General features: G+C 69.4%; 9 protein-coding genes and 1 pseudogene. All 10 read right to left on the bottom strand.

All coding sequences use genetic code 11. The features are described 5' to 3' along the window. Positions 1 to 119 precede the first annotated feature (119 nt). The 10 genes and pseudogenes from AB3K78_RS02320 to AB3K78_RS02275 all read right to left on the bottom strand — a co-directional run bounded on the left by AB3K78_RS02320 (position 120) and on the right by AB3K78_RS02275 (position 14,731). Positions 120 to 2,015 (bottom strand): heavy metal translocating P-type ATPase, encoded by a 1,896-nt coding sequence (locus AB3K78_RS02320; protein WP_416445831.1) that lies wholly within the window; start codon positions 2,013 to 2,015, stop codon positions 120 to 122. A gap of 31 nt (positions 2,016 to 2,046) precedes the next feature. After that, positions 2,047 to 3,273 carry an imidazolonepropionase gene (hutI, locus tag AB3K78_RS02315; RefSeq protein ID WP_416445829.1) on the bottom strand — a complete coding sequence of 409 codons (1,227 nt, stop codon included), beginning with the start codon at positions 3,271 to 3,273 and terminating at the stop codon, positions 2,047 to 2,049. Positions 3,274 to 3,406: 133 nt separating this feature from the next. Beyond that, positions 3,407 to 5,134 carry a urocanate hydratase gene (gene hutU, locus AB3K78_RS02310; protein ID WP_416445827.1) on the bottom strand — a complete coding sequence of 576 codons (1,728 nt, stop codon included), beginning with the start codon at positions 5,132 to 5,134 and terminating at the stop codon, positions 3,407 to 3,409. 187 nt (positions 5,135 to 5,321) lie between these two features. Next, a pseudogene (locus AB3K78_RS02305) lies at positions 5,322 to 7,051 on the bottom strand (dipeptide ABC transporter ATP-binding protein). Next, the gene (locus tag AB3K78_RS02300; protein ID WP_416445825.1) at positions 7,048 to 8,130 is read right to left on the bottom strand and encodes an ABC transporter permease; all 1,083 of its coding nucleotides are present in this window, start codon (positions 8,128 to 8,130) and stop codon (positions 7,048 to 7,050) included. The pseudogene AB3K78_RS02305 and the gene AB3K78_RS02300 overlap by 4 nt, the downstream one beginning before the upstream one ends. Before the next feature lies 1 nt (position 8,131). Then, positions 8,132 to 9,238 (bottom strand): ABC transporter permease, encoded by a 1,107-nt coding sequence (locus tag AB3K78_RS02295; protein WP_416445823.1) that lies wholly within the window; start codon positions 9,236 to 9,238, stop codon positions 8,132 to 8,134. A gap of 103 nt (positions 9,239 to 9,341) precedes the next feature. Continuing rightward, positions 9,342 to 10,925: an ABC transporter substrate-binding protein gene (locus tag AB3K78_RS02290; protein WP_416445821.1), complete on the bottom strand. Its 1,584-nt coding sequence runs from the start codon at positions 10,923 to 10,925 to the stop codon at positions 9,342 to 9,344. A gap of 248 nt (positions 10,926 to 11,173) precedes the next feature. Then, the gene (locus tag AB3K78_RS02285) at positions 11,174 to 12,865 is read right to left on the bottom strand and encodes a dipeptide ABC transporter ATP-binding protein (protein ID WP_416445819.1); all 1,692 of its coding nucleotides are present in this window, start codon (positions 12,863 to 12,865) and stop codon (positions 11,174 to 11,176) included. Next, positions 12,862 to 13,812, bottom strand: coding sequence for an ABC transporter permease (locus AB3K78_RS02280; protein ID WP_416445817.1), 951 nt, complete (start codon positions 13,810 to 13,812; stop codon positions 12,862 to 12,864). The genes AB3K78_RS02285 and AB3K78_RS02280 overlap by 4 nt, the downstream gene beginning before the upstream one ends. Continuing rightward, a complete protein-coding gene (locus tag AB3K78_RS02275) occupies positions 13,805 to 14,731 on the bottom strand; it encodes an ABC transporter permease (protein ID WP_099723604.1) in 927 nt (308 codons plus the stop codon). The genes AB3K78_RS02280 and AB3K78_RS02275 overlap by 8 nt, the downstream gene beginning before the upstream one ends. Between the last annotated feature and the right edge of the window lie 156 nt (positions 14,732 to 14,887).

The following is a 14,887-nucleotide window of genomic DNA, read 5'->3' as shown; positions in this document are numbered from 1 at the left end:
GCGCAGAGCCGTTCACGCCTCCGTGCGATGCTCGCGGGGTGGAAGTCCTCCCGATGGAGGCGCAGAATTCTGTACCCCGCAGCCCGAGCCTGCCCCAAACGGACCTGATCTCGCAGGAGCTAGCGGGCCCGTCGAGGCGAGATCGCCCGCAGCGCGCCCAGGATCGCCGCGAGATCGACGACCTCCTGCAGCCAGGCTCCGAGCAGGGCGGGCAGGAAGCCGAACGCCGCGACGAGCATCAGCGCGACGCTCATGACGATGCCCAGCCAGATGCTCTGCATCGCGATGCGCACGGTGTCGCGTCCGATACGCACCGCGCCGGCGACACCCGAGATCCGGTCGAAGCGGTTGACCACGTCCGCGGATTCGCTCGCGGCGGTGGCACCGCGAGCGCCCATCGCGAAACCGACGTCCGCCGCGGCCAGCACCGGTGCGTCGTTCAACCCGTCGCCGACCATGAGCAGGGGCCGCGGCTGCACGTGCGCCACGATCCCGACCTTGTCGGCGGGATGGCATTCCGCGTGCACCTCGTCGATGCCGAGTCGCTCTCCGATCGGCCGTGCCGTCGCAGCGACATCGCCCGTCACGATGATCATCCGCTCGACGCCCTGCTCGCGGAGCTCGGCGAGCGTCTCCGGCGCTTCGTCGCGCAGGCGATCGCGCATCACGATCGCCCCCGCGAAGCGGTCGTCCAGCGCCGTGTAGATGGCCAGTTCGCCCGGCGCCAGCTCGACCCGCACCAGGTCGGGCGCCGCTGCGGCGACCCATGCCGGCTTGCCGACGCGGACGACGCCACCGGCACGCGCGACGCTGCCCCCGTTCGCAGCAGCGGCCACCGCGGCGAGTTCGGCCGCCACGCCGTTGGTCGCGCTCTCGGAGGCCTCCGCGACGGCGAGCACGGCGAGCCCCCGGGCTTTCGCGGCCTCGACCACCGCGCTCGCGAGCACGTGCGAGGAATAGACCTCGGCGGCTGCGGCGAGCTGCAGCACCTCGCCTTCGGCGAACCCCGGTGCGACGACAATGCGCTCCAGCTGCGGTCGGCCGGTCGTGAGCGTGCCCGTCTTGTCGAAGGCGGCGGATCGCACGCGTGCCAGCTGCTCCAGGGTCCCGCCGCCCTTCACGATGAGCCCCGACTTCGCCGCACGACTCATCCCGCCGAGGAACGCCACCGGCGCGGCGATCAGCAGCGGGCACGGGGTCGCCACCACGAGCACCTCGGCGAATCGCACGGCTTCGCCGCTGACCGCCCAGGCGATGCCCGCGATGGCGAGCGACAGCAGGGTGAAGGGCACGGCATAGCGGTCGGCCAGCCGGACGGTGCGGGAACGGCTCTGCTGCGCCTCCGCCACGAGCGCGACGATCTGCTGGTACTGGCTGTCGGCGGCGAGCGCGGTGGCTCGCATCCGGATCGCCGCCGCACCGTTCACGACCCCGCTCGCGATCCTCTCACCGGTCTGGCGCTCCACCGGCAGGCTCTCCCCAGTGAGCGAGGATTCGTCGAACTGCGCCGTCGCGTCGAGCAGCACCGCGTCGACGGGAACGAGCTCGCCCGGGCGCACCAGCAGGACGTCGCCGACGGAGATGTCGGAGATGTCGACGGTCTCGAGACGCTCGCCACCCGACGCCTCCGGGTCCACGACGACGCGAGTGGCCTGCCGGGGTGCGCGTTGCAGCAGAGCGGTGAGCTCCCGCTTCGAGCGATTCTCGGCGTAGTCTTCGAGCGCCTCGCCGCCGGTCAGCATGAGCACGACGACGAGCGCCGCCCAGGGCTCGCCGACCAGCACCGCGGCGACGATCGCGGTGACCGCGAGAATATCGAGCCCCGCCTTGCCGCCGATCAGGGAGCGGATCATGCCGACCGCCTGCCAGGCGGCGATCAGCAGGGCGTAGACGCCGACGATGACCGGAGCCGCCGGCCTCGCCGGGGTGGCGAGGAGCACGAGGCCGACCACCCCGACGAGCAGGGTGGCCGCGACCATCGGATAGGCGTGCAGCGCGCGCTTCAGAGCCGTCATGGCTCCATTCTGCACGGGCGACGGCCCGCGTTCAGACCTCGCGGATCCCGGCGCGCCAGACTGCCGCCGTGAGCGGCATGCCCGGCCGGTAGGCCAGGTGGGTGACCGACGGCGCGTCGAGCAGCTGCAGGTCGGCCCGAGCGCCGACGCGGACCGCACCGACCGCGGGCTGCGCGATGCCGCGGGGATCGAGCCAGTCGTCCTCGTGCATTCCGAGGGCGAGCGCACCTCCGAAGGTGGCGGCGCGGACGGCCTCCTGGATCGTGAGTCCCATCTGCAGGACCGCGGTCGCGACGCAGAAGCCCATCGAGCTCGTATAGGAGGTACCGGGGTTGCAGTTCGATGCGATCGCGAGCTGCGCGCCCGCGTCGATGAGCCGGCGGGCCGGCGCCAGAGGCATCCGCGTCGACAGGTCGCACGCGGGCAGCACCGTCGCGACCGTGCCGCGGGGACCGGAACCGCTCGACCACCCCGACCACGACGCGGCGAGCGCCTCGACATCGTCGTCCGAGAGGAAGCCGAGATGATCGACGCTCAGCGATCCGTGCTCGACGGCCAGTCGCACGCCGGGACCGTGCCCCAGCTGGTTGCCGTGCACGCGGGTCGCGAGCCCGCGATCGGCTGCGGCTTCGAGCACGCGCGCCGACGCGGCCTCGTCGAATGCCCCGGTCTCGCAGAAGACGTCGACGGCGCTCACGTGCGGCGCGACCGCGTCGAGCATCGGGCCCGTCACGAGGTCGAGGTACTCCCCCGCATCCGCGCCCGCGGGCACCACGTGCGCGCCGAGGAAGGTCACCGCGTCCACCACGTCCGCCGCGACCGCCGCCGAGCGCAGCTCGTCGGCGACGGTGAGCCCGTATCCGGTCTTCGTCTCCATCGTCGTCGTGCCCCACCGGCGGGCCTCCGCGACCAGACGCTCGAGGTTCGCGCGCAGCTCGGCATCCGACGCGGCCCGGGTCGCGCCGACGGTCACGTTGATCCCGCCGGCCGCGTACGACTCACCGGCCATGCGCGCTTCGAACTCGGCCGTGCGGTCCCCCGCGAACACCATGTGCGTGTGCGAATCCACCCAGCCCGGCAGCACCGCCCGGCCGGCCGCGTCGAAGCGCTCGTCGGCCGCAGGCGCATCGGCAGCGGGGCCGACCCAGGCCACCCGATCGCCCTCGATCAGCACGGCCGCGTCGCGCAGGCGACCGCCGTGCGCGTCATCGTTCGTGGTCAGCTCGCCGACGTTGTCGATCAGCAGGGTGTTGCTCATGGGATCACTCTCTCAGACGGTGGAGCGAGCGAAGCGAGCCGGAACCGATGCTCTCGATTTCGACTCGATTCGCTCGCTCAATCAGCGGGGGCTGCTGTGCTCACGCACTCAGCGGGCGTCGGCGCGGTACCGCCTACCAGGCGCGATCGTGGTTGCGGATGGTCGGCGTAACCGGAACGCGCACGCCGCGTTCGTCGGCCACCTCGGCCGCGCGCTCGTAGCCCGCGTCGACGTGACGGATGACGCCCATGCCGGGGTCGTTCGTGAGCAGGCGCTCGAGCTTCTCGGCGGCGAGCTCCGTGCCGTCGGCCACGGAGACCTGCCCGGTGTGGATCGAGCGGCCGATGCCGACGCCGCCGCCGTGGTGGATCGACACCCAGGTCGCGCCCGAGGAGGTCGCGGTGAGCGCGTTCAGCAGCGGCCAGTCCGCGATCGCATCGGAGCCGTCGGCCATGGCCTCGGTTTCGCGGTAGGGCGATGCGACCGAGCCCGAGTCGAGGTGGTCGCGGCCGATCACGATCGGGGCCTTGACCTTGCCCTCGGCCACGAGGCGGTTGAAGAGCAGGCCGGCCTGGTGGCGCTCGCCGTAGCCGAGCCAGCAGATGCGGGCGGGAAGGCCCTCGAATTCGACGCGCTCCGCTGCGGCGTCGAGCCAGTTGTGCAGGTGCGTGTTCTCGGGGAAGAGCTCCTTGAGCGCGGCGTCGGTGACCGCGATGTCCTCCGGATCGCCCGAGAGCGCGGCCCAGCGGAACGGCCCGAGGCCCTCGCAGAAGAGCGGCCGGATGTAGGCCGGGACGAAGCCGGGGAACTCGAAGGCGCGGTCGTAGCCGCCCTTGCGGGCCTCGTCGCGGATCGAGTTGCCGTAGTCGAACACCTCGGCGCCGGCATCCTGGAACTCGACCATCGCCTTGACGTGCGCGGCCATGGCGGCCTGCGCGTCCTTGGTGAACTGCTCGGGATCGGCCTCGGCGCGCTCGAGGCGCTCCTCGACCTTGTAGCCGATCGGCAGGTACGACAGCGGGTCGTGCGCCGACGTCTGGTCGGTGACGAGGTCGATGGCGACCTCGCCCGCCCGGTGGCGGCGCAGGATCTCGGGGAAGACCTCGGCGGCGTTGCCGACCAGGCCGACGGACCAGCCGCGCTTCTCGTCCTTCGCCTGCTGCACCTTGGCGAGCGCCTCGTCGAGGTCCTCGACGACCTCGTCGAGGTAGCGCTTGCCGGCGCGGCGGTCGAGGCGGGTCTTGTCGACGTCGACGATGAGGCAGGCGCCGTCGTTCAGGGTGACGGCGAGGGGCTGGGCGCCGCCCATGCCGCCGCAGCCGCCGGTGAGGGTGATGGTGCCCGCGAGCGAGCCCTTGCCCTCGACGGTCTCGATGCGCTTCTGGCCCTGGAGCTTGCGGCCGGCGGCGGCGAAGGTCTCGTAGGTGCCCTGCAGGATGCCCTGCGTGCCGATGTAGATCCAGGACCCGGCGGTCATCTGGCCGTACATCATGAGGCCCTCGGCCTCGAGCTTGCGGAACTCGGGCCAGGTCGCCCAGTCGCCGACGAGGTTTGAATTCGCGATGAGCACGCGGGGTGCCCACGTGTTGGTTCGGAAGACACCGACGGGTTTGCCCGACTGCACGAGCAGGGTCTCGTCCTCTTCGAGGTCGCGCAGGGTCTCGGTGATGGCGTCGTACGCCTCCCAGCTGCGGGCGGCGCGGCCGGTGCCGCCGTAGACGACCAGGTCGTCGGGACGCTCGGCGACCTCGGGGTCGAGGTTGTTCATGAGCATGCGCAGCGGAGCCTCCGTCTGCCAGCTCTTGGCCGAGATCTCGGTGCCGCGCGGGGCGCGGACGGGGCGGGCGCCGGGAAGAGCCATGGTCGGTCCTTTCGCAGGGGTCTGTGGTGGTGATCCGTCTCGCGGATCGTGCGGCCGGGCGACGTCGCTCCGGTCGGCGTGATCCCATTCCATCCCCTCGCGGGGACCGCAACAACGCGGCCCCCGCCTCCTCCGTCCGGGATACCGGACGATCGGGGCGGGGGCCGCGAGGGCGATGCGCGAAGCTCTAGGCGCCGGGCGCCTCCCGAGCACGGCGGGCCGCCTCGCGCCGCTCGGCCTGCTCCGCCGGGTCCGGCACGGGCAGCGACGCCAGCAGCCGCTGCGTGTAGGGATGCGTCGGCGCCCCGAGCACCTCGGCGCAGCTGCCGACCTCCACGAGCTCCCCGTGGTACAGCACGCCGACCCGATCGGCCAGCGCGTCCACCACGGCAAGGTCGTGCGTGATGAACAGCGAGGCGAAGCCGAGCTCGCGCTGGAGCTCGGCGAAGAGCTCGAGCACCCTGGCCTGCACCGACACGTCGAGCGCCGAGGTCGGTTCGTCGGCGATCAGCAGCTTCGGGTCGAGCGCGAGACCGCGCGCGAGCGAGGCCCGCTGGCGCTGGCCGCCCGAGAGCTCGTGCGGGAACCGGTCGCCGTAGCTGCGCGGCAGCTGCACCGCTTCGAGCAGCTCGTCGACGCGCTTCCGCGCCGCCGCCGGATTCCGCGCGATGCGATGCACCACGAGCGGCTCGGCGACGTTGTCGGCGATGGTCAGCAGGGGGTTGAAGCTCGACGCCGGGTCCTGGAACACGAACCCGATGTCACGACGGGCCGCGCGGAACCGGCGCTCCTTCAGCCCGACCATCTCGTGCCCGAGCACCCGCAGCGACCCCCGGTCGCCGTGGTGAGCCCCGCGATGGCGCGACCGATCGTCGACTTGCCCGAGCCGGATTCGCCGACGAGGCTGTAGACCTCGCCGGCCGCGATCTCGAAGTCGACCCCGCGCACGGCCAGGAACCCCGGTCGGCCGAGCCGGCCGGGGTACTGGATCTCCAGCCCCCGGGCCGCCACGAGCACCTCGCCACGGGCGTCCGCGGAAGCGGATTCGCCGTCGGGACCGACCTCGCGGGATCGGGTTCGGATGCTCCGGTCGCCGAGCCGCAGCACCGCGCCGAGCAGATCCTTCGTGTACTGCTCGCGCGGATTCGCGAAGAGCTCCGCCACCGGCGCCTGCTCCACGAGCTCGCCCTGGTACATCACCGCGACATCGTCGGCCAGGTCGGCGACGACGCCCATGTTGTGGGTGATGAGCAGGATCGCGATGCCGAACTCGTCCCGCAGCTTGCGCAGCAGGTCCAGGATCTCCGCCTGCACCGTCACGTCGAGCGCGGTGGTCGGCTCGTCGGCGACGATGAGCCCGGGGTTCAGCGAGAGCGCCATCGCGATCATGACGCGCTGCTTCTGGCCGCCCGACAGCTGATGCGGATAGTAGTCGACGCGCTCCTCGGGATCCGGGATCCCGACGCGGCCGAGGACCTCGATCGCCCGGGTGCGCGCCTCCTTCTTCGAGAGCTTCTCGTGCGCCCGCAGCCCCTCGGCGATCTGCCACCCGATCGTGAAGACGGGGTTGAGCGCCGTCGATGCCTCCTGGAACACCATGGCGACATCGCGTCCCCGAATCGCTCGCAGCTGCTCGTCCGAGAGCCGCAGGACCTCGTTGGTGGCCGAGCCGTCGCGGGTGCGCAGCACGACCGCGCCCTGCGAGACGGCGGTCTCGGGCAGCAGCCCGAGCACGGTCCGCGCGGTCACGGTCTTGCCGGATCCCGACTCGCCGACGACCGCGAGCACGCGCCCCGGCGAGATCGACAGCGAGACGCCGTCCACCGCGCGCACCGGGCCGTGATCGGTCGCGAACGTGACGCCCAGGTCCTGGATATCGAGCACCGTCCCGGTGCCGTTCCGCGTCGTCGCGCTCATCGCTCGCGCCCTTCGTCCGTCGTGATTCCATCGGCGGGCGCGGCTCCGGCCGCACCCCGAACCGGTTCTGCCGCGAGCAGCGCGCCGACCGAGGTCGCCGCGACCGCGCCGCTGCCGGCCTTCGCCCGGCGGCGACTGCGCAGCCGAGGATCGGCGAGGTCGTTGAGGCTCTCGCCCGCGAGGGTCAGACCGAGCACGATCAGCACGATCGCGAGGCCCGGCCACAGGCTCGTCCACCAGACCCCGTTCGACACGTCGTTCACGGCCTTGTTCAGGTCGTAGCCCCACTCCGCCGCGGAGTTCGGTTCGATGCCGAATCCGAGGAAGCCGAGACCTGCGAGGGTCAGGATCGCCTCCGAGGCGTTCAGCGTGAACACGAGCGGCAACGACCGCGTCGAATTGCGCATCACGTGCGTGAACATGATCCGCCAGCGGCTCGCACCGACGACGCGCGCCGATTCGACGAAGGCCTCGGCCTTGACGCGGACGACCTCGCTGCGCACCACCCGGAAGTACTGCGGGATGAACACCACGGTGATCGACAGCGCCGCCGACCAGATGCCGCCCCACAGGCTCGACTGGCCTCCGGAGATGACGATCGACATGACGATCGCCAGCAGCAGCGACGGGAACGCGTAGATCGCATCGGTGACGACCGTGAGCACGCGGTCGAGCGCTCCGCCGATGTAGCCGGAGACGAGCCCGAGCAGCGTACCGACGAAGATCGAGCTGAGCACCGCGATCACGATGACCAGCAGCGCCGTGCGCGAACCCCAGATGACGCGTGACAGCACGTCGTATCCGGCCACCGTCGTCCCGAAGAGGTGCGTCGACGACGGCGCTTCGAGGGACCCGAAGTCGCCGCCGGGACCGGACAGCTGGTTGAACCCGAACGGGGCGATGAGCGGGGCGAGCGCCGCGAGCACGATGAACGCGGCGACGATCGCGAGACCGGTCACGAGCATTCCCCGCTGCAGGCCGACGCTCTGGCGCAGCTGCTTGATGATCGGCCAGCCGCGCCAGCCGCGATCCTTGCCGCTCGCGGGGCGGGGCGCCGTCAGGATTGCTTCCGTCGTCATCTCAGTACCTCACTCGCGGGTCGATGAGCGCGGCGATGATGTCGACCACGAAATTGCTCAGCGCGACGATCACGGCCAGCAGCGCCACGATCCCCTGCACCGCGATGAAGTCGCGGGCGCTCAGGTAGTGGGCCAGCTGGAAGCCGAGCCCCTTCCACTCGAAGGTGCTCTCGGTGAGCACGGCACCGCCCAGTAGCATCGCGATCTGCAGGCCGATCACGGTGATGATCGGGATCAGCGCGGGACGGTACGCGTGCTTGGTGACGAGCCGGAACTCCCGTACGCCGCGCGAACGGCCCGACTCGACGTACTCCCTGCCGAGCGTGCCGATCATGTTCGTGCGCACGAGACGCAGGAACACGCCCGCGGTCATGAGGCCGAGCGTGAGGGCGGGCAGGATCGCGTGGGCGAGCACGTCTCCGACGGCGGCCGGGTCGCCGAGCCGGAGCGCGTCGATCAGATAGATGCCGCTCGGGTCGGGCAGCAGCGAGATCTGCAGCTCGGTCCCGACCGAGGCGCGGCCGCTCGTCGGGAGCCAGCCCAGCCAGACGCCGAAGACGAGCTTCATCAGCAGGCCGGAGAAGAACACCGGCGTCGCGTAGGTGAAGATCGCGAACACGCGCAGGCCGGCGTCTGGTCCTCGATCACGGTAGTAGGCGGCGAGCATGCCGAGCGGGATACCGACGATGAACGCCACGATGAGCGTGTAGATCGCGAGCTCGAGGGTCGCGGCGCCGTAGGTGAGCATGACCTCGGTGACCGGCAGCTTGTCGCTGATGGTGGTGCCGAAGTCGCCCGTGAAGATATGGCCGAGGTACTCGAAGTACTGCACGATGATCGGCCGGTCGTAGCCGGCCTCGTGGATCCGCTTCGCGAGCTCGTCGGGAGGCAGCTTGCCGCCCATCGAGGTGGTGATCGGGTCGCCGATGGTCCGCATGAGCAGGAAGACCATCGTGACGAGGATGAACACGGTGGGAACGATGAGGACCGCCCGCCAGGCGATGTAGCGGCCGAGGCCGCCTCCCCCGCCGCGGGACTTCCTCCGGCCGGGGCCCGCGCCGGGTCCCGGTGACGCGGCCTCGGCCGCGGGAGCGTTGAGCGTCGTCATGAACGAAATCGCTGTTTCAGTGCTGCGCAGATGCGTCCGCCACGCCCGAAGAGCGGAGCCGCACCGATCCGATGCTGCTCCGCTCTCCGTGCACGGCCGTCGACTACTTCTTCGTCAGCGTTCCCAGGCGGAACTTGAACGAGGCGTCGAGGGTGACGCCGTCGACGCCGTCGACGGTCACCGCGACCTGGTCACCCTGCAGCAGCGGGATGATCGGGGCGTCCTTGGCCACGAGATCCTGGATCTGCTCGATGTCCTTGGTCCGCTCGGCCTTGTCGGTGACCGCGCGCTGCTTCTTGATGAGCGCGTCGACCTCCTCGTTCGCGTAGTGGTTGTTCGTGAACCCGCCGCCCTTCGTGAAGAAGGGGCTCAGGTAGTTGTCCGCGTCCGAGAAGTCGGGGAACCAGCCGAGCTGGAACACCGGGTAGACGTCCTTCGGGAAGTCGGCGCTGTACTGGCCCCACTCGGTCGACTGCAGATCGACCTTGAACACGCCGTCCGCCTCGAGCTGCTGCTTGACGAGCGCGTACTCCTCGGCCGACTTGTCGCCGTAGTGGTCGGGGTTGTACTGCAGCTTCAGCGTGACCGGCATCTGCACGCCGGCGTCCGTGAGCGCCTTCTTGGCGGCAGCCGCGTCGGGACCGCCCTTCTTGTCGCCGTACTCGCCCTTGAACGACTCGGTGGCGCCGGTGAAGCCCTGCGCGACCTGGCTGTAGAGCGGGCTGAAGGTGCCCTCGTAGACCTGCTTGGCGATCTTCTCGCGATCGACGAGATCGGCCGCGGCCTGACGGACCGCGAGCGCCTTCTTCGGATCGGCCTCCGGGGTCTTCGAACCGAAGGGCTGGGTCTCGAAGTTGAAGACGATGTAGCGGATCGCCCCGCCGGGGCCCTGCACGATCTTCAGGCCCTTGGTGTTCCGGAACTTCGCGATGTCGGCCGCGGGCAGGCTGCGGAACGCGACGTCGACGGCCTTCGTCTCGATGGCCTGGCTGAGGTTCGGCTCCTTGGCGAAGTACTTGACGTTCACGCTGGCGGTCTTCGGCTTGCCCCACATGCCCTGGTAGCCGTCGTAGGCCTTGTAGGAGGCGAGCTCGTTCTTCTTGAACGCCTCGAGCGTGTACTGGCCGGCGAAGGCCTTGCCCTTGACGATCTCGTCATCGCTCGCGAGCTTGTCGGCCGGGAAGACCTCTTCGTCGACGATCGGCGCCGCGGGCGTCGAGAGGATCTGCGGGAAGGTCTGGTCGTTGCCCTCCTTGAGGTGGAACACGACGGTCTCGGGGTCCTTCGCGTCGACGCTCGCGATGTTCGCGAGCAGACTCGAGGGGCCGCTCGGGTCGGCGATCTTGATCTGGCGGTCGAAGGTGAACTTGACGTCCGAGCTCGTGAGGTCGTGCCCGTTCGCGAACTTGAGCCCCTTCTTCAGCTTCACCGTGTACTCGGTCGGCGAGGTGAACTCGGCCGAGGTCGCGATGTCGGGCTCCACCTCGGACTTGCCGATCGGGTGGTTCATCAGCATCGGGAAGACGTTCGTCATCACCGCGAACGAGCCGTTGTCGTACGAGCCTGCCGGATCGAGCGCGGTGACGACGTCGGTCGTCCCCACCGTGATCGACCCGCTGCCGGCACCGCCGCCGCCCGTGCCACCGCCCTGCGCGCAACCGGTGAGCAGCAGCGCTCCCGTGGCCACGAGTGCGAGTGCGCCAGTTCCAGTCCGTGAAAGTTTCACTCTTGCTCCATTACATGAGTTAGGTCCGCATTCACGTCGACGCATCGATACGGCGACGTTGCCACGCGGAGAGACAGCCCGATCATAGCGAGCCGTCCGCGCCCTCGCGAACCGCGTTGTCGCAATCGTGACAACTTCGGTATCCGGATACGACAGCGGGGCGGGATCCCGAAGGATCCCGCCCCGCTGCGACGCCGGTGCGCGGCGGACTACGCCACGCCCAGCTCGATGTTCGCGCCCGGGATCGCCGCGAGCAGGTTCTTGGTGTAGTCCTGCTGCGGGTTCTCGAACACCTCGTCGGTGGTCGCCTGCTCCACGATCTTGCCCTGCTGCATCACGCACACGCGGTCCGCGATCAGGCGCACGACCGCGAGATCGTGCGTGATGAAGAGGTAGGTCAGACCGAGGTCGCGCTGCAGCTCGGCGAGCAGATCGAGGATCTGCGCCTGCACCAGCACGTCGAGCGCCGACACAGCCTCGTCGAGCACGAGGATGTCGGGCTTGAGCGCCAGGCCGCGGGCGACGGCGACGCGCTGCCGCTGACCGCCCGAGAGCTCGTTCGGGTAGCGGGTCGCGACCTCGCGCGGCAGCGAGACCTGATCGAGCAGCTCGTACATGCGGGCCTTGCGGCTCGCCGCGTCCCCCACGTCGTGGATCTTCAGCGGCTCCATGATCGTGTTGCCGATGTTGTACAGCGGGTCGAGCGAGCCGTACGGATCCTGGAACACGGGCTGCAGGGTGCGCCGCAGGTTGAACAGCTCGCGGCCGCTCAGCTTCGACGTGTCGCGGCCCTCGATCTTGATCGTTCCCGCGGTCGGGTCCTCGAGCTGGAGCACCATCTTCGCGATCGTCGACTTGCCCGAACCGGACTCGCCCACCAGCGCGAGGGTCTCGCCCCGGTTGATCGTGAAGTTCGCGTTGTCGACCGCGACGAAGTCCTCGGAACCGAAGTTGCCCTTGCGCAGCTTGTAGACCTTGCGCAGGCCCTCGACCTCGATCAGCGGCTCGCCGATCTTGCGCTCCGTGCTCTCGGCCAGCGCCGCGACGTCGAACGTCGAGGTGGGGGCCGCGGGCAGGCTCGCGTCCGCGCCGATGCGACGCGAGGCGAGGCTCGGGGCGGCGGAGACCAGTCGACGGGTGTAGGGGTGCTGCGGGTTCTGCAGGATCTCGCGGCTCGGGCCCGACTCGACGATGTTGCCCTTGTACATCACGATGAGCTTCTCCGCGCGCTCGGCCGCGAGGCCGAGGTCGTGCGTGATGAAGACCACGGCGGTGCCGAGCTCCTTCGTGAGCGTCTCGAGGTGGTTCAGCACCACGCGCTGCACGGTCACGTCGAGCGCCGAGGTGGGCTCGTCCGCGATCAGCAGCTCGGGGTTCGCGGCGAGGCCGATCCCGATCAGCGCGCGCTGCTTCATGCCGCCCGAGAACTGGTGCGGGTACTGCTTCATGCGCTGCTCGGCGTTCTGCAGGCCGGCCTGCTCGAGCACCTCGACGGCGCGCGCGTGCACGGCCTTCTTGCCCGAGGCGAGGCCGTTCGCACGGATCGCCTCCTCGACCTGGAAGCCGACGGACCACACCGGGTTCAGGTTCGACATCGGATCCTGCGGCACGAGGCCGATCTCGCGACCGCGGATCGACTCCATCTCCTTGCGCCCGATGCCGACGAGCTCGCGCCCGTTCCACTGGACCGAGCCGCCGGTCACCTTGCCGGTGCCGGGCAGCAGGTTGATGACCGCGTGCATGGTGGTCGACTTGCCGGAGCCCGACTCGCCGACGATCGCGACGGTCTCGCCCGCGTAGACGTCGAACCCGACGCCGTGCAGGACCTCGTTCTGCTTCTTCTTCGTACCGAACGCGACCTTGAGGTCGCGCACGCTGAGGATCGGCTGCTGCTCGCTCATCGCTGCGCCCTCGCCTTCGGGTCGAGCGCGTCGCGCAGGAGCTCGCCGAGCAGGATGAAGGCGAGCACCGTGACCGACAGCGCGATGGACGGGTAGATGAGGTTCATCGGTGCGGTACGCAGGTCGGCCTGCGCCTGCGAGATGTCATTGCCCCACGACATGACGTCGGAGCCGAGTCCGACACCCAGGAAGGACAGCGAGGCCTCCGCCACGATCGACGCCGCGAGCGAGAGCGTCGAGACGACGATCATCGGGGCCATCGAGTTCGGCAGGACGTGGCGCCACAGGGTCTTCCACGGTCCGAGCCCCTGCGCCTTCGACGCGGTGACGTAGTCGGACGGCTTCACGCGCAGCACCTCGGCGCGCAGCACGCGCGCGCTCGACGCCCAGGCGAACAGGCCGATGGCGAGCGAGATGGTCCAGATGTTGCGGAACTCCTTGAACATGCCCATGACGATGACCGCCGCGAGGATGTAGGGGATCGAGAAGAAGATGTCGCCGATGCGCGAGAGCACCGCGTCGACCCAGCCGCCGAAGAAGCCGGCGATCGCGCCCATGATCGTGCCGAGCACGAAGACGAGCAGCGTCGAGATGAGGCCCACCGACAGGGAGGTCGAGGTGCCGTGGATCACGCGCGAGTAGATATCGCAGCCCTGACGGTTGTACCCGAAGGGGTGACCCGAGCTGGGGCCGTTGAGGCTCAGGGCGAGGTCGCACTTGGTCGGGTCCACCGAGGTGAACCACTGCGGGAAGAACGCCGCGGCGAGCACGACGAGCAGGAGCGCGGCCGAGATGTAGAACATCGGGCGCTTGCGGATGTCGCGCCAGGCGTCGATCCAGAGGCCGGAGCGGCGCTCGTCGAGCTGGGGCGCGTCGACCGCGGCGACCGGGGTCTCGTCGACCGGGGCTACGTAGTGTTCGAGCTTGGGGGTCGTGGACTCAGGCATAACGGATCCTCGGGTCGAGCACGGCGTAGAGCAGGTCAACGAAGAGGTTGACGAAGAGGTAGATGAGCACCATCACCGTGACGAACGAGACCACGGTGGTGTTCTCGCCCAGCTTGATCGCGCGGAACAGCGTGTTGCCCACGCCGGGCACGTTGAAGATGCCCTCCGTGATCGTCGCGCCGACCATGAGCACGCCGAAGTTGGTGGCGGTGTTGGTCAGCGTCGGGATGAGCGAGTTGCGCAGCACGTGCACTGGGATGACGCGGCCGCGGCTCAGGCCCTTGGCATACGCGGTGCGCACGAAGTCCTGGTTCAGCGTGTCGATGACCGAGGCGCGCGTGAGGCGCATGCTCGTCGCGTAGAGCGAGATGCCGAGCACGAGCGCCGGCAGGATCAGGTCCTGGAACGGAGCACCCGGTCCGACGGTCGTGCGGAAGATGGGCCACTTGATGCCGAGGAAGTACTGGCCGACGAACGCGATCACGAAGATCGGCACGCTCATCATGATCAGGCCGATGATGAGGCTGATGTTGTCGAAGAACTTGCCCTTGCGCAGGCCCGAGATGAGGCCGATCGAGATGGCGAGCACGAGCTCGATCACGATCGCCATGAGGGCGAGGCGGATGGTCACCGGGAAGGTGGTCGCGAGCACCTCGCTGACCTGCTGGCCCGAGAAGGTCATGCCGAGGTCGCCGCGGAAGATGCCGCCGATGTACAGGAGGTACTGGACGATGAAGGGCTGATCCAAGTGGTACTGGTGCTTGATCTGCGCGAGCACTTCGGGGCTCGGCGTCTTGTCGCCGAACAGCGCGAGTACCGGATCGCCGGGCATGGCGAAGACCATGAAGTAGATCAGGAAGGTGGTGCCGAGGAGCACCGGGATCGTTTGCAGGATCCGGAAGAGGACGTATCTCAGCATGTAACTGATCCCCTCCCCCGATCGAACTGAGTAGACATGTTGCGTATTCTCTCGCAGTCGGGGCGCAAAACGAATTCCAGACGTCGATGTCTGCGCTGCGCCGGGCTTGTGGCCCGTCTGGTCTGCCGGGTGCGGCGTGACGGGGTGAGGCCCCGG

The sequence above is a fragment of the Leucobacter sp. HNU genome, from assembly GCF_047946755.1.
Taxonomy (GTDB): domain Bacteria; phylum Actinomycetota; class Actinomycetes; order Actinomycetales; family Microbacteriaceae; genus Leucobacter.
This window is presented reverse-complemented; position numbering and strand designations above follow the sequence as displayed.